General features: G+C 72.7%; 20 protein-coding genes. 10 read left to right on the top strand and 10 right to left on the bottom strand.

All coding sequences use genetic code 11. The annotated features are described in order from the left end of the window. Nucleotides 1-9: 9 nt before the first annotated feature. Nucleotides 10-957: a phosphoribosylaminoimidazolesuccinocarboxamide synthase gene (locus ACGGZK_RS05920; protein ID WP_395245341.1), complete on the top strand. Its 948-nt coding sequence runs from the start codon at nt 10-12 to the stop codon at nt 955-957. 64 nt (nt 958-1,021) lie between these two features. Here the strand turns inward: ACGGZK_RS05920 and ACGGZK_RS05915 are convergent, their stop codons facing one another. Next, nucleotides 1,022-1,543, bottom strand: coding sequence for a DUF1269 domain-containing protein (locus ACGGZK_RS05915; RefSeq protein ID WP_395245340.1), 522 nt, complete (start codon nt 1,541-1,543; stop codon nt 1,022-1,024). Nucleotides 1,544-1,748: 205 nt separating this feature from the next. Between ACGGZK_RS05915 and ACGGZK_RS05910 the strand changes: the two genes are divergently transcribed. Beyond that, the gene (locus ACGGZK_RS05910; RefSeq protein WP_395246042.1) at nt 1,749-2,591 is read left to right on the top strand and encodes a VOC family protein; all 843 of its coding nucleotides are present in this window, start codon (nt 1,749-1,751) and stop codon (nt 2,589-2,591) included. A 27-nt stretch (nt 2,592-2,618) separates the two neighbouring features. Here ACGGZK_RS05910 and ACGGZK_RS05905 read toward each other — a convergent pair whose 3' ends face one another. Beyond that, nucleotides 2,619-3,314 carry a TetR/AcrR family transcriptional regulator gene (locus tag ACGGZK_RS05905; protein ID WP_395245339.1) on the bottom strand — a complete coding sequence of 232 codons (696 nt, stop codon included), beginning with the start codon at nt 3,312-3,314 and terminating at the stop codon, nt 2,619-2,621. Between the two features lie 91 nt (nt 3,315-3,405). Between ACGGZK_RS05905 and ACGGZK_RS05900 the strand changes: the two genes are divergently transcribed. From ACGGZK_RS05900 to ACGGZK_RS05885, 4 genes are all read left to right on the top strand, one after another. Beyond that, complete coding sequence (locus ACGGZK_RS05900) at nt 3,406-4,272, top strand: tryptophan 2,3-dioxygenase (RefSeq protein ID WP_395245338.1); 867 nt, start codon at nt 3,406-3,408, stop codon at nt 4,270-4,272. After that, on the top strand, nt 4,269-5,285 hold the full coding sequence (locus tag ACGGZK_RS05895) for a hypothetical protein (protein WP_395245337.1): 1,017 nt from the start codon (nt 4,269-4,271) through the stop codon (nt 5,283-5,285). The genes ACGGZK_RS05900 and ACGGZK_RS05895 overlap by 4 nt, the downstream gene beginning before the upstream one ends. A gap of 61 nt (nt 5,286-5,346) precedes the next feature. Continuing rightward, on the top strand, nt 5,347-6,606 hold the full coding sequence (locus ACGGZK_RS05890; RefSeq protein WP_395245336.1) for a kynureninase: 1,260 nt from the start codon (nt 5,347-5,349) through the stop codon (nt 6,604-6,606). Between the two features lie 166 nt (nt 6,607-6,772). After that, nucleotides 6,773-7,291, top strand: a complete 519-nt coding sequence (locus tag ACGGZK_RS05885; RefSeq protein WP_395245335.1) for a hypothetical protein — start codon at nt 6,773-6,775, stop codon at nt 7,289-7,291. Here ACGGZK_RS05885 and ACGGZK_RS05880 read toward each other — a convergent pair. Together ACGGZK_RS05880 and ACGGZK_RS05875 are read right to left on the bottom strand one after the other, a co-directional pair. Next, nucleotides 7,281-8,816, bottom strand: a complete 1,536-nt coding sequence (locus ACGGZK_RS05880) for a DHA2 family efflux MFS transporter permease subunit (protein WP_395245334.1) — start codon at nt 8,814-8,816, stop codon at nt 7,281-7,283. The genes ACGGZK_RS05885 and ACGGZK_RS05880 overlap by 11 nt on opposite strands. An 80-nt stretch (nt 8,817-8,896) precedes the next feature. Beyond that, complete coding sequence (locus ACGGZK_RS05875; protein ID WP_395245333.1) at nt 8,897-9,496, bottom strand: PadR family transcriptional regulator; 600 nt, start codon at nt 9,494-9,496, stop codon at nt 8,897-8,899. 173 nt (nt 9,497-9,669) lie between these two features. Between ACGGZK_RS05875 and purS the strand changes: the two genes are divergently transcribed. Both purS and purQ read left to right on the top strand, forming a co-directional pair. After that, on the top strand, nt 9,670-9,999 hold the full coding sequence (gene purS / locus ACGGZK_RS05870) for a phosphoribosylformylglycinamidine synthase subunit PurS (protein ID WP_395245332.1): 330 nt from the start codon (nt 9,670-9,672) through the stop codon (nt 9,997-9,999). A gap of 14 nt (nt 10,000-10,013) precedes the next feature. Then, the gene (gene purQ, locus ACGGZK_RS05865) at nt 10,014-10,712 is read left to right on the top strand and encodes a phosphoribosylformylglycinamidine synthase subunit PurQ (RefSeq protein WP_395245331.1); all 699 of its coding nucleotides are present in this window, start codon (nt 10,014-10,016) and stop codon (nt 10,710-10,712) included. Nucleotides 10,713-10,744: 32 nt separating this feature from the next. Here the strand turns inward: purQ and ACGGZK_RS05860 are convergent, their stop codons facing one another. The 5 genes from ACGGZK_RS05860 to ACGGZK_RS05840 all read right to left on the bottom strand — a co-directional run bounded on the left by ACGGZK_RS05860 (nt 10,745) and on the right by ACGGZK_RS05840 (nt 16,869). Then, nucleotides 10,745-12,142 carry a hypothetical protein gene (locus ACGGZK_RS05860; RefSeq protein ID WP_395245330.1) on the bottom strand — a complete coding sequence of 466 codons (1,398 nt, stop codon included), beginning with the start codon at nt 12,140-12,142 and terminating at the stop codon, nt 10,745-10,747. A gap of 81 nt (nt 12,143-12,223) precedes the next feature. Beyond that, nucleotides 12,224-14,224 (bottom strand): mechanosensitive ion channel domain-containing protein, encoded by a 2,001-nt coding sequence (locus ACGGZK_RS05855; protein WP_395245329.1) that lies wholly within the window; start codon nt 14,222-14,224, stop codon nt 12,224-12,226. A gap of 95 nt (nt 14,225-14,319) precedes the next feature. Then, nucleotides 14,320-14,652, bottom strand: coding sequence for a hypothetical protein (locus tag ACGGZK_RS05850; protein WP_395245328.1), 333 nt, complete (start codon nt 14,650-14,652; stop codon nt 14,320-14,322). 137 nt (nt 14,653-14,789) lie between these two features. After that, the gene (locus ACGGZK_RS05845) at nt 14,790-16,313 is read right to left on the bottom strand and encodes a catalase (protein ID WP_395245327.1); all 1,524 of its coding nucleotides are present in this window, start codon (nt 16,311-16,313) and stop codon (nt 14,790-14,792) included. A 94-nt stretch (nt 16,314-16,407) separates the two neighbouring features. Further along, on the bottom strand, nt 16,408-16,869 hold the full coding sequence (locus ACGGZK_RS05840) for a Fur family transcriptional regulator (protein WP_395245326.1): 462 nt from the start codon (nt 16,867-16,869) through the stop codon (nt 16,408-16,410). 133 nt (nt 16,870-17,002) lie between these two features. Between ACGGZK_RS05840 and ACGGZK_RS05835 the strand changes: the two genes are divergently transcribed. Next, nucleotides 17,003-17,371 carry a hypothetical protein gene (locus tag ACGGZK_RS05835; RefSeq protein ID WP_395245325.1) on the top strand — a complete coding sequence of 123 codons (369 nt, stop codon included), beginning with the start codon at nt 17,003-17,005 and terminating at the stop codon, nt 17,369-17,371. Between the two features lie 127 nt (nt 17,372-17,498). Further along, nucleotides 17,499-19,115: an AMP-binding protein gene (locus ACGGZK_RS05830; RefSeq protein WP_395245324.1), complete on the top strand. Its 1,617-nt coding sequence runs from the start codon at nt 17,499-17,501 to the stop codon at nt 19,113-19,115. 39 nt (nt 19,116-19,154) lie between these two features. Here ACGGZK_RS05830 and ACGGZK_RS05825 read toward each other — a convergent pair whose 3' ends face one another. Continuing rightward, on the bottom strand, nt 19,155-19,712 hold the full coding sequence (locus tag ACGGZK_RS05825) for an adenine phosphoribosyltransferase (protein WP_395245323.1): 558 nt from the start codon (nt 19,710-19,712) through the stop codon (nt 19,155-19,157). Nucleotides 19,713-19,730: the final 18 nt, after the last annotated feature.

The following is a 19,730-nucleotide window of genomic DNA, read 5'->3' as shown; positions in this document are numbered from 1 at the left end:
AGGACTCACATGACCTCGATCGACCCGCTGGAGCTGCCCGGCTGGACGCACGTCTACTCGGGCAAGGTGCGCGACCTGTACGTGCCCGCGTCGACGCCCGACGACGACGACACCTGGTCGGGCAACCCGCTCGACCGGTCGCCCGTGGTGCTCGTCGTCGCCAGCGACCGGGTGAGCGCGTTCGACCAGGTGCTCGAGCCGGCGATCCCCGGGAAGGGCGCGATGCTGACCGCGCTGACCACGTGGTGGTTCGGCGAGCTGCGCGACGTGCCCAACCACCTCGCCTACGCCGAGGACGACCGGTTCGAGGTGCCCGAGATCCCGGCCCACGTCGCGGACCGCGCGATGCTGTGCCGCACGCTCGACATGTTCCCGATCGAGTGCGTGGTGCGCGGTTACCTGACCGGCAGCGGGTACAAGGAGTACGTCGCGACCGGCGCGATCGGGGGGCTGCCGCTGCCCGAGGGCCTGCAGGACGGCGACCGCCTGCCCGAGCCCATCTACACCCCGGCGTGGAAGGCCCCGCTCGGGGAGCACGACGAGAACATCAGCTACGAGCGCACGGTCGACCTCGTCGGCGAGACGGTGGCCGAGCAGCTGCGTTCCCTGTCGCTCGACGTGTTCCGGCGCGCGTCCGAGATCGCGGAGGCGCGCGGGGTGATCCTCGCCGACACGAAGTTCGAGTTCGGCGCCGATCGCCACACCGGCATCATCACGCTCGGCGACGAGGTGCTCACCAGCGACTCGAGCCGCTACTGGGACGGCGACGCGTACCGCACCGAGGCGACGCCGGCGCTGCGGATGGCGAGCTTCGACAAGCAGATCGTGCGCGACTGGCTCGCGACGAACTGGGACCAGTCGGTGACCGAGGTGCCGCCGACGCTGCCGCACGAGATCGTCGCGCAGACGACGGCGCGGTACCGCGAGCTGCTCGAGCGGCTCGGCGCGCTCCGGTAGGGCACCGACCGGACGACGGGCCGGCGCTTCCGCGCCGACCCGTGGCCTGTCGCGACCCGCTCTCCTAGTTGGCGATCGCCTTGGCGATCTTGTCGCCGCCTTCGGAGATGGCCTTCTCGAGCGCCTCGAAGTCGTCGCGGTCGATGGCCTTGTGGAGCTTCTTGTCGGTGCGCGCGAGCACCGTGTCGATGCGGTCGAGGTAGCGGTCGTCGATGACCGCGACGATCGCCGAGGTGCCCTTCGGCAGGTACTCCTCGAGCTCGAGGCCGAGCTTCTTCTCGTCGTGCTTCTTCGCGAGCTTGCCCGAGATCGCGCCGACGCCGGCGCCGATCGCGGTGGCCGCGAGCAGGGGCGGGGAGAACAGGCCGACGACCAGGCCCGCGGCACCGCCGATCCACGCGCCGGAGGCGACCTGGCCGGTGCCGTGCTCGTCGACGGTGACCCGCCCGTCGTCGCTGCGGCGCAGCACGACCGACGACACGACCTCGAGTTCGTCGGCGGCGGCCGCGTCCTTGAGCGTTCGGTACTCGTCGGTGGCGATGGCCGCATCGTCGTACGTCGCCACGTAGAGCGTCAGGTTGTCCACACCCATGTTGTCCCATTCCCCTCGAACACCGCTCCACGGACCCCCCGGGGAGCCGGTTGCCTTCACCCTAGGCAGCGCGGCGGGACGGTTCAAGGGCCATTCGCCGCCATCCGGAATACGGGTGGTCTCCGCCGGGTTACCATTAGTTGTGGAAACAACCAATAATGCCTCGCGGGGCTCGGGCCTCCTCGCCGCCGACACCGGGATGGGCGCCGTCACGCTGCGCGTCGGCGACCTCGACGGCATGATCCGCTACTACCGCGACGGCGTCACCCTCGAACTGCTGAGGCACGACGGCCCGGTCGCCGTGCTCGGTCGCGGCAGCACGCCGATCGTCATCCTCCAGCACGCCCCCGAGCTGCGCCACGCGTCCCCGCGCGCCGCCGGGCTGTACCACGCGGCGATCCTGTTCGACTCGCGTGCGGCGCTCGCGACCGCCATCCTCTCGGTGGCGCAGCGCCACCCCGGCACGTTCACCGGCAGCGCCGACCACCTCGTCAGCGAGGCGTTCTACTTCACCGACCCCGAGGGCAACGGCGTCGAGCTGTACTTCGACCGCGACCGCTCCGCCTGGAGCTGGGTGCACGGCCAGGTCGAGATGGGGTCGATCTTCCTCGACCCGAACGGATACCTGCGCGAGCACCTCACCGAGGCGGGCGCCGACGCGGCGTCCGCGGGCACCGGGCTCGGCGACGCGGTCGTCGGCCACGTGCACCTCTCGGTCGGAGACATCCCGAGCGCGCGCGAGTTCTACGTGAACCGGCTCGGCTTCGAGACCACCGCCACGTTCGGCCCGCAGGCCCTGTTCGTCTCGGCCGGCGGCTACCACCACCACATGGCCATGAACACGTGGGAGAGCGCGGGCGCGGGTCGCCGGCAGCTCGCCCTCGGGCTCGGGAAGGTCGAGATCGTCGTGCCGAGCGCCGACGACCTCGGCGAGCTCGGCGAGCGGATGCGCCACTTCGAGGTCGCGACGCGCGACGACGGTCGCACGCTCGCGTTCGACGACCCGTGGGCGAACCTCGTCGAGGTCCGCGCCGCGGGCTAGCCGGGCAGCAGGCAGCCCCCTCGCCGGTCAGCCGGCCGCGGGCACCACGTCGTCCGCGGCCCCCGCGCCCGAGCCGTTCTCGGCGGCGGTCTCGGCGCGGTGGTGCGCGAGGTCGTGGAACTCGTCGAAGTCGAGCGCGACGCCGGGCAGCGGCTCCTGGCCGGGCCGGGCGCGGATGCCCTCGAGCACGATCGCGAACTGCCGTCGCCAGAAGGGCAGGTTGGTGCCGCCGAACTGCCCGAGCGAGCCGAGCATGTCGATGAGCACGAGGATGTCCGCGGCCTCGACGTCGGGCCGCAGCGAGCCCTCGGCCTTCGCCCGCTCGACGATGCCCTCGAGCACGGGTGCGAACTCGAGCCCGGGGCGGTAGTCGCCGTCGATCGCCGCGACCCGGCGCATCAGCGCGGGCAGGTACGGCGTGGCCGCGACCCACTGGCCGAGGCGCTCGAGCACGACCTGGATGGCGTCCCAGCCGCTGCCCGCGGCCTGCACCTCCGGGCCGAGGTCGTGGAACATCTTGATGGCCGCATCGTAGAGCTCGCGCAGCAGGGCGTCGCGGGTCGGGAAGTGGCGGTAGACCGTGCCGGCACCTACGCCGGCTCGGGTGGCGAGCTCGTCGAGCGGGGCATCGATGCCACGCTCGGCGAAGAGGCGACGGGCTTCTTCGAGCAGCCGCTCATGGTTTCGTCTCGCGTCACGTCGGGTAGAGGTGGCCGAACTCATCTGCCAAGTTTAGTCCGCTCGCCCACGAAACGGCGGGGAGCCTCGGTGACGGATCCGGCGGTCCCGCCCATCCCGCGCGTAGGCTTGGGGAATGGCCGATCCCGATGGCGTCCGTGCCAACACCCGAGACCTCGAGGCGTCCGTCGTCACCGACTTCAGCGATCGGATGAGCTACGGGGGCTACCTCGACCTCGGCACGCTGCTGTCGGCGCAGCGCCCCATCTCCGACCCGGAGCACCACGACGAGCTGCTGTTCATCATCCAGCACCAGACCACCGAGCTCTGGCTGAAGCTGCTCCTGCACGAGCTCCGCGCGGCGTGCGCGCAGCTGCGGATCGACGAACTGGCCCCGGCGCTCAAGTGCCTCGCCCGGGTGAAGCACATCCTGCGCACCCTCACCGAGCAGTGGTCGGTGCTCGCCACCCTGACCCCGGCGGAGTACTCGCAGTTCCGCGGCGTGCTCGGCAGCGCGAGCGGCTTCCAGTCGTACCAGTACCGCGCGGTCGAGTTCGTGCTCGGCAACAAGAACGCGAAGATGCTGCAGGTCTTCGACTCGGATGCTCCGGCCCGCGCGATCCTCGCCGAGGCGCTCGAGGCACCCAGCCTCTACGACGAGTTCCTCGGGCTGCTGTCGCGCGCCGGCTATCCGATCCCGCAGGACGTGCTCGACCGCGACGTGACCGAGGGGTGGACCTACCGGCCCGAGCTGGTGCCGGTGTTCGCGTCGATCTACGCCGACACCGACCGGCACTGGGCGGCCTACGAGACCTGCGAGGAGCTCGTCGACCTCGAGAGCGACTTCCAGCTGTGGCGGTTCCGGCACCTGAAGACCGTCGAGCGCATCATCGGCTGGAAGCCCGGCACCGGCGGCTCCAGCGGAGCGCCGTTCCTCCGGAAGGCGCTCGACCTGACCTTCTTCCCCGAGCTGTACGCGGTGCGGACGGAGCTGCCGGCATGAGCGACGCATCCGGATCGCCCCGGCTCGACCTCGGCCCGCTCGCGGCCGCGGCCCGCCGGTCGCTGAACGGCGACAATCCCGGCGAGGTCGGCACCAGGCTGCCGCCGCTCGTCGACCACCACGTGCACCTCATGCTCGTCGGCGTCGGCGCCTTCGCCGGCTCCGGGCTCTCGGGCGTCGTCGACCTGGGCGCCCCGCTGCCCGTCGTCGCCGCCGCGCGCGGCATCGGGATGCCCCGGGTCGACTTCGCCGGCTGGTTCCTCACCGCACCCGGCGGGTACCCGACCGGACGGCCGTGGGCCGTCGAGGGCTGCGTGCGCGAGGTCGCGGCCGAGACCGGCGAGGAGCGCTGGACCCTGGCCCACCCCGCCGAGACCGCGGTGTCGGAGCTGCACTCGTTCGGGGCATCCGTCGTGAAGGTCGCACTGAACCTCGACGCCGGGCCGGTCTTCGACCGCCCGACGCTCGACGCGATCGTCGCCGCGGCCCACGAGCGCGGCCTGCCCGTGGTCGCGCACGTCGAGGGCGACGGGATGACCCGCCTCGCCGTCGAGGCCGGCGTCGACGTGCTCGCGCACACCCCGTTCACCGAGGCGGTTGACGACGACCTCGTCGCCCGTGCCGCCGCGGCCGGGCAGCGCTGGATCTCGACGCTGCACATCCATGGCCACGGCGCACCGAGCGACGACCTCGAGCGGGCCGTCGACAACCTGCGCCGCTTCCGCGCGGCGGGCGGGCGCGTGCTCTACGGCACCGACCTCGGCAACGGCGACCAGCCCGTCGGCGTCAACGCCGGCGAGCTGGCCGCGCTCGCCCGGGCGGGGCTCGGGGCATCCGAGCTGCTCGCCGCCCTCGCCGACCCGTGGCCGCGCGACGAGCGCGTCGACGCGGTCGCGACCTTCGTGCCCGGACCGCCGCCGGAGCGCCTCGACGACGTGCCCGCCTGGCTGGCCGCCGCCGTCGTCGTGCCGGCCGAGGAGCTCGACCCCGTCGACGACTCCGCGGCGGCCTGAGCGCCACCGCCCGAGCCGCCCGCCCCAGGGCCGCACCCCAGCCGAGACCCCCGGAGACCGCATGACCCTCGACCCCCAGCTCGCGTACGCCCGCCGCATGGACCGTGCCGACGGGCTCGCCCACTACCGCAAGCGATTCCACGGCGCCGACGACGACCTCGTCTACTTCGACGGCAACTCCCTCGGCCGCCCGCCCGTCGCCGCGATCGAGCGCATGCAGCGGTTCATGACGCACGACTGGGGCGGTCGGCTCATCCGCGGCTGGGACGAGGCGTGGCTGCAGCTGCCCGTCGAGATCGGCGACCGCATCGGCCGCGCCGTGATCGAGGCGAAGGCCGGGCAGACGGTCATCGGCGACTCGACCACGGTGCTGCTCTACAAGCTCGCCCGCGCCGCCGTCGACGCGCAGCTCGCCCGCGACCCCGAGCGACGCGAGATCGTCGTCGACACCGACAACTTCCCGACCGACCGGTACGTGCTCGAGGGCATCGCCGCCGAGCGCGGCCTGCACCTGCGCTGGATCCACGTCGACACGTCGCTCGGCGTGACCCCCGCACAGCTCGCCGCCGCGGTCGGCCCGCAGACCGCCCTCGTGGTCGTCTCGCACGTCGCCTACCGCAGCGCCTACCTCGCGGATGCACCCGAGCTCACCCGGATCGCGCACGACGCCGGCGCGCTCATCCTCTGGGACCTCTGCCACTCGGCCGGGTCGGTGCCGGTGAAGGCCGACGCGTGGGGCTTCGACCTCGCGGTCGGCTGCACGTACAAGTACCTGAACGGCGGGCCCGGGTCGCCCGCCTTCGCCTACGTGCGCGACGACCTCCAGTCGATCCTGCGCCAGCCCATCCAGGGCTGGTTCGGCACGACCGACCAGTTCGACATGGGGCCGGGCTACGAGCCGGTGCGGGGCATCCGCCGCTTCCTGTCGGGCACGTCCCCGATCCTCGCGATGCTGCCGATGGACGAGACGCTGGCCATGATCGAGGAAGCCGGCATCGCCGCCATCCGCGCGAAGTCGGTCGCGCTCACGTCGTTCGCGATCGAGCTCCACGAGCACCTGCTCGCGCCGCTCGGCGTGACGCTCGCGTCGCCCGCCGACCCTGCCGAGCGCGGCGGCCACGTGACGCTCCACCACGACGCGATGCGCGAGGTCACCGCCCGGCTCTGGCAGCGCGACGTCATCCCCGACTACCGCGACCCGGGGGGCCTGCGCATCGGGCTGTCGCCCCTCTCGACGAGCTTCGAGGAGGTGCACCGCGGGCTGGATGCCACGCGCGAGTGCCTGCGCGAGGTGATCGCCGAGCGGGCCGGGCTGGGGTAGGCGACGGAGCCCTTTACCCCGCCTCCGCCGCGGTCGCAACCCCGGCGACCGGATCGGCCGGTGCCGGGGTTCGCGGCGTAGCATGGCCGCCTCGCAACGACCGAAGCACTCCTCGGCTGCGGCCATCCCCGGCCGCCGAAGAGGAGGGACTCGAACGGAGGGCACCATGCCGAACCAACCGACCGGCGCACCGATCCCAGCCGCCGAGGACCTGCGGAGCGACCGCGACACGACGGTCGACCAGGCCACGACCGCCGCGCGAGCGGCCGCCGACGCGGTGCGGGACGCCGCCGACGAGGCCCGCGACGACATCGCCGACGCGACCGAGCGGGCGAGCGACGCCGTCCTCGACGCTCGCGACGCTGCGGTCGCCGCCGCGGATGCCGCCACCGACGGGGCGCGCGACGCGCTCGGGAAGGCCACGGACGCGGCCAAGGACGCCGCCGAGGCCGCGATCGCGCAGGCCCAGGCCGCCACCGCCGCGACCCGCGACGCCGCGCACGACGCCGCCGACGCGGTGCGGGAGCACACGGCGTCGGCGGCATCGGGCGTGCGGGAGTTCACCGAGGACGGCGTCGACTACGTCCGCAGCCAGGTGCGGGCGCATCCGGGGATCGCGATCGCCATCGGGGTGGCCGCCGTCGCGGCGGTCGCGGCGATCGTCCGGGCCGTCGTCAGGCGCTGACGTCGGCCCCGGCGTCCGCGGGTGCGTCGGCCTTCGCCGGCGCGCCTGCGGCGCCACCCCAGGCGACCGTCACCTTCGGCTTCGCGAACCAGAGCACGACGAGCGCGCCGACGGCGAAGCCGATGACGGGCAGCCACACCGACTGCGCCATGGCGGCGGCGAAGCCGTCGAGCACCTGGGCGGGCAGTTCGCCGCCTGAGCCGGCGGCGCCCGCGGCGGCCGCGCCGCCCGCGGTGTCGAGGCCGGGCAGCTCCGCCGCGAGGCGGGCGTTGAGCAGCGCGGTGATCGCGGCCGCGCCGAGCACCGAGCCGACCTGGCGGGTCATGTTGTAGACGCCCGAGCCGGCGCCGGCCTGCGCCGGCGGGAGGTTGCGGGTCGCGGTCGACGCGAGCGGCGCCCAGATGCCCGACATGCCGAGGCCGAGGAACGCGGCCGGCACGAGCACCCACGCCGGGGCGATGTCGGGGTCGATGAGCTGCCCGATCCACGCCAGCGCGCCGGCGACGATGAGCAGGCCCGCGAACGCGACCCACTTCGGGTTCACCCGGTCAGTGAGCTTGCCGGCGAGGGGCGCCATGACGCCGGTCACGACCGCCATCGGCGCCAGGAGGAGCGCGGCGATCGTCGGCGAGAGGCCGAGGCCGATCTGTGCGTAGAACGTCAGCGGCAGCGGCATCGCGACGATCGAGAAGCCGACGAGCGAGATCGCGAGGTTCGCGAGCGAGAAGTTGCGGTCGCGGAACAGCCCGAGCGGCAGCAGCGGCTCGGCGGGGTTGAACCGCTGCCACACCAGGAAGGCCGCGATCACGACGATGCCCGTGATGATCAGGCCCCACACGGTGATCGGCCCGACGATGGTGCCCCAGTCGTAGGTCTCGCCCTCCTGGATGCCGAACACGATGAGGAACATGCCGACGGCGCTCAGCACGACGCCGAGCCAGTCGAAGCGGTGCGCGTGGGTCTCGAGGTCGGGCACGAGCCGCCAGGCGACGATGAACGCGACGATGCCGACGGGCACGTTCACGAAGAAGATCCACTCCCAGCCGAAGCCGTCGACGAGCAGGCCGCCGAGGATCGGGCCGACGAGGGTGGCGACGCCCGACACGGCGCCCCAGAGGCCCATGGCCTGGCCGCGCTGGGTGGGCGGGAAGATGCGGGTGATGACGGCCATGGTCTGCGGGGTCATCAGGGCGGCGCCGAGACCCTGCACCACGCGCGCGGCGATGAGCCACTCGATGGTGCCCGACAGGCCGCAGCCGAGCGAGGCGAGGGTGAACACGGCGAGGCCGATGAGGTAGACGGGCTTGGGCCCGAACCGGTCGCCGAGGCGGCCGGTGATGAGCAGCGGCACGGCGTAGGCGAGCAGGTAGGCGCTCGTCACCCAGAGCACGGCGGTGAGGTCGGCGTCGAGGCCGGTCAGGATCGCGGGGTTCGCGACGGACACGATGGTCGTGTCGACGAGGATCATGAAGAAGCCGATGACGAGGGCCCAGAGGGCCGGCCACGGCTTGCGTTCGGTCTGCATGTGCGGGGTTCCTTCGGTGTGTCGGCGTGGAGCCGAGCGGTCGTGAGCGGGGAGGGCGGTGCGCGGGCGCGGGCGCGGGGTCAGTGCCCCGCGGTCGCGCCCACCGAGTCGGGGTCGGGCCAGGCGAGGCTGCCGTCGCGCAGTTCGCCGAGCAGTTCGACGAGCCAGGCGTCCTCGGCGGCGAGCATCGTCTCCCAGTAGTGGACGTTGAGCACGTACCGCCGATCGACGCCGCGCGCGGCGATGCCCTCGAGCGACTCGTGCACGAAGTCGCGCAGCTCGGCGAGCGAGGCGCGCCGCTCCTCGAGGAGCGCGATCACCTGGTCGACGGGCAGGTTGTGCGCCTCGCCGATCGCGAGGGGGAACTGCGGGTACTCGTTCTCGTACCGGCGGAGCCGGTCGGCGACGGCGGCGCGCATGGCCTGCAGGCCGGCGTCGGTGATCGCGTAGACCGTGCGCTCCGGCCGGTTGCCCGAGCGCTCGACGCCCCGGCTGGCGATGAGGCCGTCCTGCTCGAGGCGCTCGACGGCCCGGTAGAGCGTGCCGGCGCTCACCTTGACGACGCGGTCCTCCTTGCGCTGCAGCATCAGCTGGTACATCTCGTACGGATGCATCTCCCCTTCGACGAGCAGGGCGAGCGCGGCGACGGCGACCGGGCTGAGCTGGATCGGTTCGGGCATGCGAGGGCTTTCGGGACGGGAGCGAGGCCGACTATTCCGGCCGGAATATTCATATTCCGCTCGGAATAATACGCACGGAACCCCTCGCTCGCAACCCGTCGGCGCGACCCGGCCGCCGCGATCGGTAGAATCGAGGAATCCCACCACTCCCGACACCGGACGGAGAACCGAAGGTGCCCACCATCGTCGTCGACGTGATGCCCAAGGCCGAACTGCTCGACCCCCAGGGGAAGGCCCTCGCCGGCGCCCTCGCCCGCACCGGCCGCGCCGGATTCACCGGCGTCCGCATCGGCAAGCGCTTCGAGCTGACCGTCGACGGTCCGGTCGACGACGCGCTCAAGGCCCAGGTGCGCGAGATCGCCGAGGACATCCTGTCGAACTCGGTCATCGAGGACGTCGTGGCGATCCACTTCGAGCAGTCCAACGCCGAGCTCGCCGAGGAGGCCGCCGCGCCGCACGACGCGCACGACGGCTACGACGCCCCCGCGGGCGAGACGCACTGAGCGGGGCATCCGACATGCGCATCGGCGTCATCACGTTTCCCGGCTCGCTCGACGACCGCGACGCCCAGCGCGCGGTCCGGCTCGCCGGCGGCGAGCCCGTCGCGCTCTGGCACGGCTCGCACGACCTCGAGGGCGTCGACGCGCTCATCCTGCCCGGCGGGTTCAGCTACGGCGACTACCTGCGCTGCGGCGCGATCGCGGCCCTCAGCCCGATCATGACCGAGGTCGTCGACGCCGCGAACCGCGGCCTGCCGGTGCTCGGCATCTGCAACGGCTTCCAGATGCTCGTCGAGGCCCACCTCCTCGACGGCGGGCTGATCCGCAACGACCACGGCTCGTTCATCTGCCGCGACCAGGTGCTCCGCGTCGAGAACACCGACTCTGCCTGGACCGGCGACTTCACCGTCGGCCAGGAGATCACCATCCCGCTGAAGAACGGCGAGGGCGGCTTCATCGCCGACGAGGACACGCTCGACCGCCTCGAGGGCGAGGGCCGCGTGGTCTTCCGCTACGTCGACGTGAACCCGAACGGGTCGCTCCGCGACATCGCCGGCATCCGCAACGAGCGCGGCAACGTGGTCGGCCTCATGCCGCACCCCGAGCACGCCGTCGAGCCGGGCTTCGGCCCCGACACCGCCGCCGCGATGCGGTCGGGCGTCGACGGCCTCGGCTTCTTCACCAGCGTGATCCGCCAGGCGCTCGTCGAGGCGTAGGACCGCCTCGCCGGCCCCGGTCGGCAGCCCGCTCAGTTCGAGAAGCACGCCGACGCCACGAGTTCCTGCGGCAGCGGCCCGCGGTACTCGTCGCCGGGCTGCGGCCCGACCTCGGGGTCGAAGGTGAAATCCTCGAACGCGCACACCTCGTCGTCGAACGCCGGTTGCCACGCACCGTCGACGGAGTGGAGCACGGTCGTGTGCTCGTTCCCGTCGCGGATGACGCCGAGCACCATCCAGTCGCCGCTGCACAACCGGGCGGCGGGGTCGATCTGCGCGTCGGCGCCGAGCGCCGCCTGTGCGGCGGCGAGCTCGTCCGGCCCGCACTCGACAGCGGTGGAGGCGCCACCGCCCGAGTCCGTCGGCACCCCGGCCGGGGTCGCCGTGACCCACTCGTACGCGCAGGTCCACCCGGTTCCGCCGGTACCGAGCCGCCCGCCCGACGACCCGCTGCCCTGGAACACGCCGTCGACGACGGCGCCGTCGAGCACGACCATCGTCGCGTCGTCGGGGGCCGTGACCTTGACCTCCCAGCCGCGGCTGACGCGGGTCAGCGTGCCCTCGAGCGTCTGCCCCGGCGTCGTCAGGCTCGCCTCCGAGCCCGCGACCGTCAGCGTCTGCCCGGTCAGCGGGAACGTCCCGCAGTCGTCCATGCCGTGGGCGTCGACGAGGTAGGCACCCGCGAGCGGCGAGGTCTCCGCGGTCGGCACGATCGGTGCCGCGGTCGCCGCCGGCCCGGTCGCCGCGGACGGGTCGAAGGACAGCGAGGAGATGACCCGCACGATCGTCTGGTAGTCGGCGGACTCGAGGTACGCCTCCGCCTTTGCGAGGCTGGGGAAGTCGAGTCGCACCGGCAGCGCGCCGTCGTCGAAGTGGGCCGAGAAGCTGATGATGCCGACCTCGCCGTCCTCGAAGACCAGGGAGCTCAATCCGTCCTCGCACGAGGTGGGCCCGGTGATCGGGGTGGCCGTCGCGCGGAGCATCCCGGCGATCCGGTCGCCCTCGTCGAGCACGTCGAACGCGACGGCCGGCGTCGCGCCGGACCGGTCGGCCGGGATCGACATCGGCGTCTCGTCGAGGCGGGTGATCGGGTAGGACTCCATCATGTCGGGCACGCAGCCCGGGCCGCCGATGCCCCATTGCTTGTGCGAGTAGTAGAGCCGGGACGCACCGTCGGCGTCGAGCACCTCGTAGTCGACCGCACCCTGGGCGTCGACCCACGGCGGAAGCACCGTCCAGTCTGGCGGCAGCTGCCAGGACGCCAGTCCGTCCTCGGTGGTGAACGTGAGCCAGGCCGCCTCGGCGGTCGACGTAGGCGCGGCCGAGCCGCTCGACGCCGCCTCCTCCGCCGGGGACGGCGTGCAGCCCGCCAGTGCGACCGCCGCACCGACGATGAGCACCGCCTGCGCAGCGCGGATGCGCGCGTGCACGGGCGGAGCTTAGCAGCGGAGGGCGTCGGCGTCGAGATGATGCTGAGCTTTCCTCCGGTTCGGGTGGAACGCTCGTCGCCCTCAGTCCCAGAGCGGCGGCGGGTGGGATGCCTCGCTTCGCGCCGGCTCCGCACGTCGCGCCGCATCCGGGCCCGGCCGCCGCGTCGACTCCGGCGTCGGTCGCCCGGACGGCTCGGCCACCTCGCCGGTGTCGGCCTCCGCGACGGCGTCGATGCCCGCCCGCTCGGCCGCGTCGAGCGTCGCCTCGATCGCGAACCGCGTGCTCTCGACCTGGTCGGCGGAGGCGCCGTGCGCGGTCCGCAGTTCGAGCGCCGCAGCGAAGTCGGCCAGCGCGTCCTGGAACTCGCCCTGCGCGAACCACACCTTGCCACGGTGCTGCCGGCCGCTCGCCTCGAGCAGGTGCCAGTCGTGGGTGTGCGCTTCCTCGATGCACGCGGAGAGCTCCGCGGCGGCCGCGTCGAGCTCGCCGTTCGCCTGCAGGACCGTGGCGCGGAGCATCCGGGGCTGCTGGATGTCCCGCCGCTCGCCGGTGAACCGGGCGAGCCGGAGGGCCTGGTTCGCCTGGTCGAGCGCCTCGGTGACCCTGCCGGCGACCTTGTAGAGCCAGGCCCGTTCGCAGAGCGCGTCGCGGCTGCGGAGCTCCCCGAGCTCGGCGAGCCGCGCGGCCACCGCGACGGGATCGACGCGCTCGCGCAGCGTGTCGGGATCGTAACCGGCGATGAGGGTCATCGCGGCCATCGTAGACACCTGCTCGGGAGGTTTCGGCGTGCCTCGCCGAGAAGCCGGCATGCCGTTATGTCCGGGCGCCTCATCGCCGGGAGTCCCCGATTCCTCCCCGGCCTCCCGCCGCACGATCGGGATCGCCTGCGTGAACTGCTGCGCCCGCTCCTCCGCCTCGGGCGTGCCCGTGAACAGGCCCGACCGATCGCCGTCGCCCGCCTCGTGTCGATCCCGAGCGCCGCGCGCGCCGCCGCGGGCGCCCTCCGGCACCGCCGTTTCCGCCTCCGGCGACCCCACCGGCCCCGCTCCGGCCGCGAGCAGCACGCGCTGCGCCGGCTGGGCATCCGGCTGCACCCGCTGGATCCAGTGCACCATCTCCTCGCGCACGAAGCAGCGCAGGTCGAACAGCGTCGGCGCGTCGACGGCCGTGACCAGGATGCGCACCCGCACGAACCCGCCGACCGCGTCCGTCACCTGGAGCACCTTCGCCCGGCCGTCCCACAGCTCGGTCCGCTCGAGGATCGCGTCGAGGTGCTCGCGCATCGCCGCCGGCGACACCCGCCAGTCGAGGTCGAGCTCGACCGACCCGAGCAGCTGGCTCGACGTGCGCGTCCAGTTCTGGAACGGCTTCGTCGTGAAGTACGTGCACGGCAGCACCAGCCGCCGGTCGTCCCAGAGCCCGACGACGACGTAGTTCAGGGTGATCTCCTCGATGCGCCCCCACTCGCCCTCGACGATCACGACGTCGTCGACGCGGATCGCGTCGCTGAACGCGAGCTGCACCCCTGCGAAGAGGTTGCCCAGCACCGACTGGGCCGCGAGTCCGGCGACGATCGACACGATGCCGGCCGAGGCGAGCACGGAGGCGCCGAGCGCGCGCACCGCGTCGAAGGTGAACAGGATGATGCCGAACGCGAGGATGACGATCACCACGACGACGAGCCGCCGCACGATCTGCAACTGCGTGCGCGCCCGCCGGGCGAGCCGGTTGTCGGCGACGTCGACGCGGTAGCGGCGCATCCCGAGGTCGGTGAGGAACAGGAACCCCTGCGCGACGAGCCACGCGCCCGCGACGATCAGGGCGATCAGGAACGCGTGGTCGACCTCCGCCCGCCATTCCTGCTCGGGGAAGGCGACCGCGACCGCCATCCAGAGGCCGGCCACGAGCAGGAACACGCGGAACGGCCATCGCACGCGGTCGATCAGGATCGCCGCCCACTCGCGATGGCGGGCGATGGCACGGACGATGAGCGACACCACCGCCGAGACGACGAAGACCGCGGCGACGACCACGAGGACCGCGACCGCGAAGGAGAACCAGGACTGCCAGATCGTGGACATCGATCCAGCCTCGCGCGGGGCGACGCCAGCAGCAACGTGCACCCGGCGGGTTGACAGGCGGCGCCCGGGACGTTCCCGGGCGCCGCCCGCCCGGCTCAGCGCTCGGCGTCGACGTAGCGGCCCGGTGCGGATGCCACCGCGACGCCCGAGACGTAGCCGGCGGGCACCGCGGGCGTCCCGCCGCCGGTCACGTACGACCCGGGTGCGGGCGGCCGCAGCGTACCCGAGACGTACGCGCCGCCGAGCGGGTGCGCCGCGAAGATCGCGGGTGCGGGTGCGGGTGCGGGTGCGGAGGGTGCCGCCGGTGCGGGATCGGCCGCGAACCGCTCGTCGAGTGCGCTGAGCGCCGCGAGCGGCCCGGGCTCGGCGAGGGGGCCGGGCTCGCGGTCGAGCACGGCCGCGTAGGCTGGGATGGTTCCGTCGTCCATGTCTGCTTCCTTCTCGGGGAGTACGTGCGGTGGTTCGGTGATGCCGGGGCTGCCACCCCGGCATCACGCGTCTTCAGGGTGGGCGGATGCCTCGTGCACTGCCATGCACGGGGCATCCGCCCGGGTTCGGCCGATCGCTACGCGGCGGCCTCGTCGTCGACGTCGGACGCGACGTCGACGCCCGTCTCGGGCTGCTGCGGGGCATCCGCGTTCAGGCCGGCCGCGTGGGCGGCGCGAACGGCGGCACCGAGCCCGGCGTCGACGTTCGTCCAGTACTGGAAGAAGCGCTCGCGGATGTCGTCGACCGAGATCGCGTTCGCCTGGCCCGCCAGCGTGGTGAGGAAGCGCGCCTTCGACTCGTCGGGGAACACGTCCCGGTAGAGCGTGCCGGCCTGGCCGAAGTCGCTGTCGTCGGCGTGCAGCGTCGCCGCCGCGCGCACGAGGGCGCCGTCGTGCTCCCACGAGCCCTCGGCCGCGCGCGCCGGGTCGGCCTGCGGGCCGCCGAAGCTGTTCGGCGCGTAGACGGGCGTCGTCGGCGCGTTGAAGTGGTGGCGCTGCGCGCCGTCCTGCGAGTAGTTGTGCACGGGTGCGGCGTGCGGCGCGTTCACGGGCAGCTGGTTGTAGTTCGTGCCGACCCGGTAGCGCTGCGCGTCGGGGTAGCTGAACACGCGGGCCATCAGCATCTTGTCGGGGCTGATGTCGGTGCCGGGCACCTGGTTCGCCGGCGAGAAGGCGGCCTGCTCGATCTCGGCGAAGTGGTTCTGCGGGTTGCGGTTCAGCGTGAAGTGGCCGACCTCGATGAGCGGGTAGTCGCCGTGCGGCCACACCTTGGTGAGGTCGAACGGGTTGAAGCGGTAGGTCTTCGCGTCCTCGTAGGGCATGACCTGCACCTTGACGTCCCACGTCGGGAACTCGCCGCGCTCGATCGCCTCGTAGAGGTCGCGACGGTAGAAGTCGGCGTCGGCGCCGGCGATCGCCTCGGCCTCGGGCGCCTCGATGGTCTCGACGCCCTGCCGCGCGATGAAGTGGTACTTCACCCAGAATCGCTCGCCGGCCGCGTTGATCCACTGGTAGGTGTGCGAGCCGTAGCCGTTGACGTGGCGCCACGAGCGGGGCAGGCCGCGGTCGCCGAGGAGGTACGTGACCTGGTGGGCCGACTCGGGCGAGAGGGTCCAGAAGTCCCACTGCATGTCGGCGTCGCGCAGGCCCGAGCCCGGCAGGCGCTTCTGCGAGTGGATGAAGTCGGGGAACTTGATCGCGTCGCGGATGAAGAACACCGGGGTGTTGTTGCCGACGATGTCGAGGTTGCCCTCGGTCGTGTAGAACTTCAGCGCGAAGCCGCGCACGTCGCGCCAGGTGTCGGGCGAGCCCATCTCGCCGGCGACCGACGAGAACCGCAGCAGCGTCTCGCTGGTCGCGCCGGGCTGGAACACCGCCGCACGGGTGTACGCCGAGACGTCGCCGGTGACGACGAGCTCGCCGAACGCGCCGCCGCCCTTGGCGTGGACGATCCGCTCCGGGATGCGCTCGCGGTTGAACTGGGCGAGCTTCTCGACCAGGTAGCGGTCGTGGAGCACGGTGGCGCCGTCGGCGCCCACGGTGAGGGAGTGGGCGTCGCTCGCGACCGGGGTTCCGGTCTGCGTCGTCGTGTAGTCCGACATTCGTCCTCTTTCTCGGTGGTGGGTGGGTGGTGCGGATCGGCGTGCGGGCACGCCGATCACCGCCCGGGTGGGCGGTCGTCCGGTGGGGCTGCCGTCAGCCGTCGAGTTCGCGCCGGCAGTCGCCGCAGAGGCCCCAGAAGGTGACCTCGGCGGTGTGGATGGCGAAGCCGTTGTCGTCGCTCGGCGCGAGGCAGGGCGGTTCGCCCACGACGCAGTCGACGTCGGCGACGGCGTGGCAGCGGGTGCAGACGACGTGGTGGTGGTTGTCGCCGATGCGGCTCTCGTAGAGCGCGGCGGAGCCCGCCGGCTCGATCTTGCGGAGGAGGCCCGCCTCGTTCAGCGCGCCGAGCACGTTGTAGACGGACTGCAGCGAGGTGCCGGGCAGCTCGTCGGCAATGCGGGCGTGCACGGCGTCGGCGTCGAGGTGGCCGTTGCCCGTCACGGCGCGCAGCACCGCGAGGCGCGGTGCGGTGACCTTGAGCCCGGCGGCGCGCAGGTGCGCGGCCGGGTCGTCGTCGCGGTGCGCGGCGACGAGGTCGGCGGTCTCGGTGGGCATGCCACGAGCCTATCGGGTTGTTTTGAGTAATTCAAAACAACTGCGGATGCCTCGCCTTCTGGCCGTCCGGATTCACGGCTCGTTCATAGCCCTGCGAGGGCGGCGGCATAGGCGCACTCGGAATCCTCGGAGCATGACCACGACCCTGCCCGCACCCGAGCCGGCTGCCTACGCCGCGCCGCGTCCTCCCGCCTCTCCCGCTCCCGCGATCGCTGCTGAGCGCCCGCTCCCCTGGTACCGCCGCACCTGGGTGATCATCGTCGGCGCCGTCACGGCCGGCGTGCTGCTCTTCGGCGCAGGCATGGCCGCCGGCGCCATCCTCTCCGGCCTCGCGCGGCCCTCGATCGGCCAGTTCGGCCCCAGCGACTTCCCCGACGGCGGCTTCCCCGGCGATGGCAACGGCCCGCCCGGATTCCAGCAGGACGGTCGCGGCCCCTTCGGCCAGGACGGCACGCAGGACGGCACCGACCAGGGCACGGAGGAGGGAACGGGCGGCATCTGACGCACCGCGTTCGCCGGCGGCAGTCGGGCCGGCTCCGCCACCCGACGGAGGGATACCGCTCCGCGGCTCGATGCCGCATGATGTGACCGTGGTCGGCAACGGAGCCGACCCGGTCGAAGGAGCTCCCGTGGTCCGCAGCACCCTCCCCGACCTCGACATCCCCGAGGCATCCGTCTACGACTTCCTGTTCGGCGACCTCGACGAGGCGCGGCTCGACGCCGTCGCGATCATCGACGGCACGACGGGCGCCGAGACGACGTACCGCACGCTGATCGCCCACATCTCGCTGTTCGCGGGCGCACTCGCGTCGCGCGACGTCGGCGTGGGCGACACCGTCGCCGTGCTGTGCCCGAACGTGACCGCGTTCGCCACCGTGTTCCACGGCATCCTGCGCGCGGGCGCCACCGCGACGACGGTGAACTCGCTCTACACGCCCGCCGAGATCGCGAACCAGTTGCGCGACGCCGGCGCGCGCTGGCTCGTCACCGTGAGCCCGCTGCTGCCCGGCGCGACGGCCGCCGCCGAGCAGCTCGGCATCCCCGACGAGCAGGTGGTCGTGCTCGACGGGGCCGGCTCGGTCGACGGCGTCGGCCACCCGTCGCTCGCGGAGCTCCTCTCGGAGGGCAACCCGGCCCCCGACGTGACGTTCGACCCGGCCACCCACCTCGCGGTGCTGCCGTACTCCTCCGGCACGACCGGCCGCCCCAAGGGCGTCATGCTCACCCACCGCAACCTCGTGGCCAACGTCAGCCAGTGCTCGGCCACCATCGGCCTCACCGACGGCGACCGCGTGCTCGCGGTGCTGCCGTTCTTCCACATCTACGGCATGACCGTGCTGCTGAACTTCGCGCTGCGCCAGCGCGCGAGCCTCGTCACCATGCCGAAGTTCGAGCTCGCCGAGTTCCTCCGCGTGACCAGCGAGCACCGGGCCACCTGGGTGTTCATCGCCCCGCCGATCGCCGTCGCGCTCGCGAAGCATCCGCTCGTCGACCAGTTCGACCTGTCGAGCGTGAAGGTCGTGTTCTCGGGCGCGGCGCCGCTCGACGGCGCCCTCGCCGAGCTCGTCGCGGAGCGGCTCGGATGCATCGTCTGCCAGGGCTACGGGATGACCGAGACGAGTCCCGTGGTGCAGGTGATCCCGGTCGACCGGCCCGACCTCGACCGGTCGAGCGTCGGCGTGCTGCTCGCGAACACCGAGGCCCGTGTCGTCGACGCCGAGACCCGGGCCGACGTCGAGGTACCCGCCGACGGGTCGGCGAGCGAGCCCGGCGAGCTGCTGGTGCGCGGCCCGCAGGTCATGCAGGGCTACCTCGACAACCCCGAGGCCACGACCGCGATGCTCGACCACGACGGCTGGCTGCACACCGGCGACATCGCGACGGTCACGGCCGACGGCGTCTTCCGCATCGTCGACCGGCTCAAGGAGCTCATCAAGTACAAGGGCTACCAGGTCGCGCCGGCGGTGCTCGAGGCCGTGCTGCTCGAGCACCCCGCCATCGCCGACGCGGCCGTGATCGGCGCGCTCGACGAGGACGGCCAGGAGGTGCCGAAGGCGTTCGTCGTGCCGCAGGCCGGGGCGTCACTGACCGCCGACGACGTGCTGGCGCATGTCGCGGCGCACGTCGCGCCGCACGAGAAGGTGCGCCGGGTCGAGTTCATCGAGGCGATCCCGAAGTCGGCGTCGGGCAAGATCCTGCGGAAGGACCTGCGGGCCAAGGAGCAGGCCGGATCGCTGGTCGAGTAGCGCCGCCGCGCAGCGACGACGCGTATCGAGACCGCAAGGTCAGTACTGCAGCAGGCTGTAGACCTCGAGGTCGTCGCCGAGCTCCTCGGCGAGCTTCGCGCGCCCGCCGAGGTCGACCAGCTCGACCGCCACGGCGATGCCGGCGACGTGCCATCCGGCCCGCTCCACCAGGCGCGCCGCCGCGCCGACCGTGCCGCCGGTCGCGAGCACATCGTCGACGATGAGCACCCGGGTGCCGGGCGGCAGTTCGCCCTCGTGCACCTCGAGGGCGGCGGTGCCGTACTCGAGGGCGTACTCCTCGGAGAGCACCTTGCGCGGCAGCTTGCCCGCCTTGCGCACCGGCAGCACGCCCGCGTCGCGCAGCACCGACGCCGCCGCGGCGAGCAGGAAGCCGCGCGCCTCGACGCCGGCGAGCACGTCGAACCGGCCCTCGAAGGGCACCGTGATCGCCTCGGCGAGCGCGTGGAACGCGGGCCCGTTCGCGAAGACGGGGGTGAGGTCGCGGAACAGCACGCCCGGCTCGGGGAAGTCGGGGATGGTCGCCATGTGCGCCTCGACGAGGTCGCGGGTGGCCTGGACGGCTGGGGTCTGCTCCACCGGCCAAGGGTATCGCGG

The sequence above is a fragment of the Agromyces sp. MMS24-K17 genome (assembly GCF_043950245.1).
GTDB lineage: Bacteria > Actinomycetota > Actinomycetes > Actinomycetales > Microbacteriaceae > Agromyces.
Note: the sequence above shows the minus strand (reverse complement) of the source record. Positions and strands in the feature narration are given on the sequence as shown.

Excerpts from the sequence above, each read along its gene's own strand:
- ACGGZK_RS05835 (WP_395245325.1), top strand. The coding sequence starts at position 17,003 with ATGACCACGACCCTGCCCGCACCCGAGCCGGCTGCCTACGCCGCGCCG.
- purQ (WP_395245331.1), top strand. The coding sequence starts at position 10,014 with ATGCGCATCGGCGTCATCACGTTTCCCGGCTCGCTCGACGACCGCGAC.
- ACGGZK_RS05905 (WP_395245339.1), bottom strand. The coding sequence starts at position 3,314 with ATGAGTTCGGCCACCTCTACCCGACGTGACGCGAGACGAAACCATGAG.
- ACGGZK_RS05840 (WP_395245326.1), bottom strand. The coding sequence starts at position 16,869 with ATGCCCACCGAGACCGCCGACCTCGTCGCCGCGCACCGCGACGACGAC.
- ACGGZK_RS05890 (WP_395245336.1), top strand. The coding sequence starts at position 5,347 with ATGACCCTCGACCCCCAGCTCGCGTACGCCCGCCGCATGGACCGTGCC.
- ACGGZK_RS05910 (WP_395246042.1), top strand. The coding sequence starts at position 1,749 with ATGGGCGCCGTCACGCTGCGCGTCGGCGACCTCGACGGCATGATCCGC.
- ACGGZK_RS05845 (WP_395245327.1), bottom strand. The coding sequence starts at position 16,313 with ATGTCGGACTACACGACGACGCAGACCGGAACCCCGGTCGCGAGCGAC.
- ACGGZK_RS05900 (WP_395245338.1), top strand. The coding sequence starts at position 3,406 with ATGGCCGATCCCGATGGCGTCCGTGCCAACACCCGAGACCTCGAGGCG.
- ACGGZK_RS05920 (WP_395245341.1), top strand. The coding sequence starts at position 10 with ATGACCTCGATCGACCCGCTGGAGCTGCCCGGCTGGACGCACGTCTAC.
- ACGGZK_RS05885 (WP_395245335.1), top strand. The coding sequence starts at position 6,773 with ATGCCGAACCAACCGACCGGCGCACCGATCCCAGCCGCCGAGGACCTG.
- ACGGZK_RS05855 (WP_395245329.1), bottom strand. The coding sequence starts at position 14,224 with ATGTCCACGATCTGGCAGTCCTGGTTCTCCTTCGCGGTCGCGGTCCTC.
- ACGGZK_RS05875 (WP_395245333.1), bottom strand. The coding sequence starts at position 9,496 with ATGCCCGAACCGATCCAGCTCAGCCCGGTCGCCGTCGCCGCGCTCGCC.
- ACGGZK_RS05880 (WP_395245334.1), bottom strand. The coding sequence starts at position 8,816 with ATGCAGACCGAACGCAAGCCGTGGCCGGCCCTCTGGGCCCTCGTCATC.
- ACGGZK_RS05850 (WP_395245328.1), bottom strand. The coding sequence starts at position 14,652 with ATGGACGACGGAACCATCCCAGCCTACGCGGCCGTGCTCGACCGCGAG.
- ACGGZK_RS05895 (WP_395245337.1), top strand. The coding sequence starts at position 4,269 with ATGAGCGACGCATCCGGATCGCCCCGGCTCGACCTCGGCCCGCTCGCG.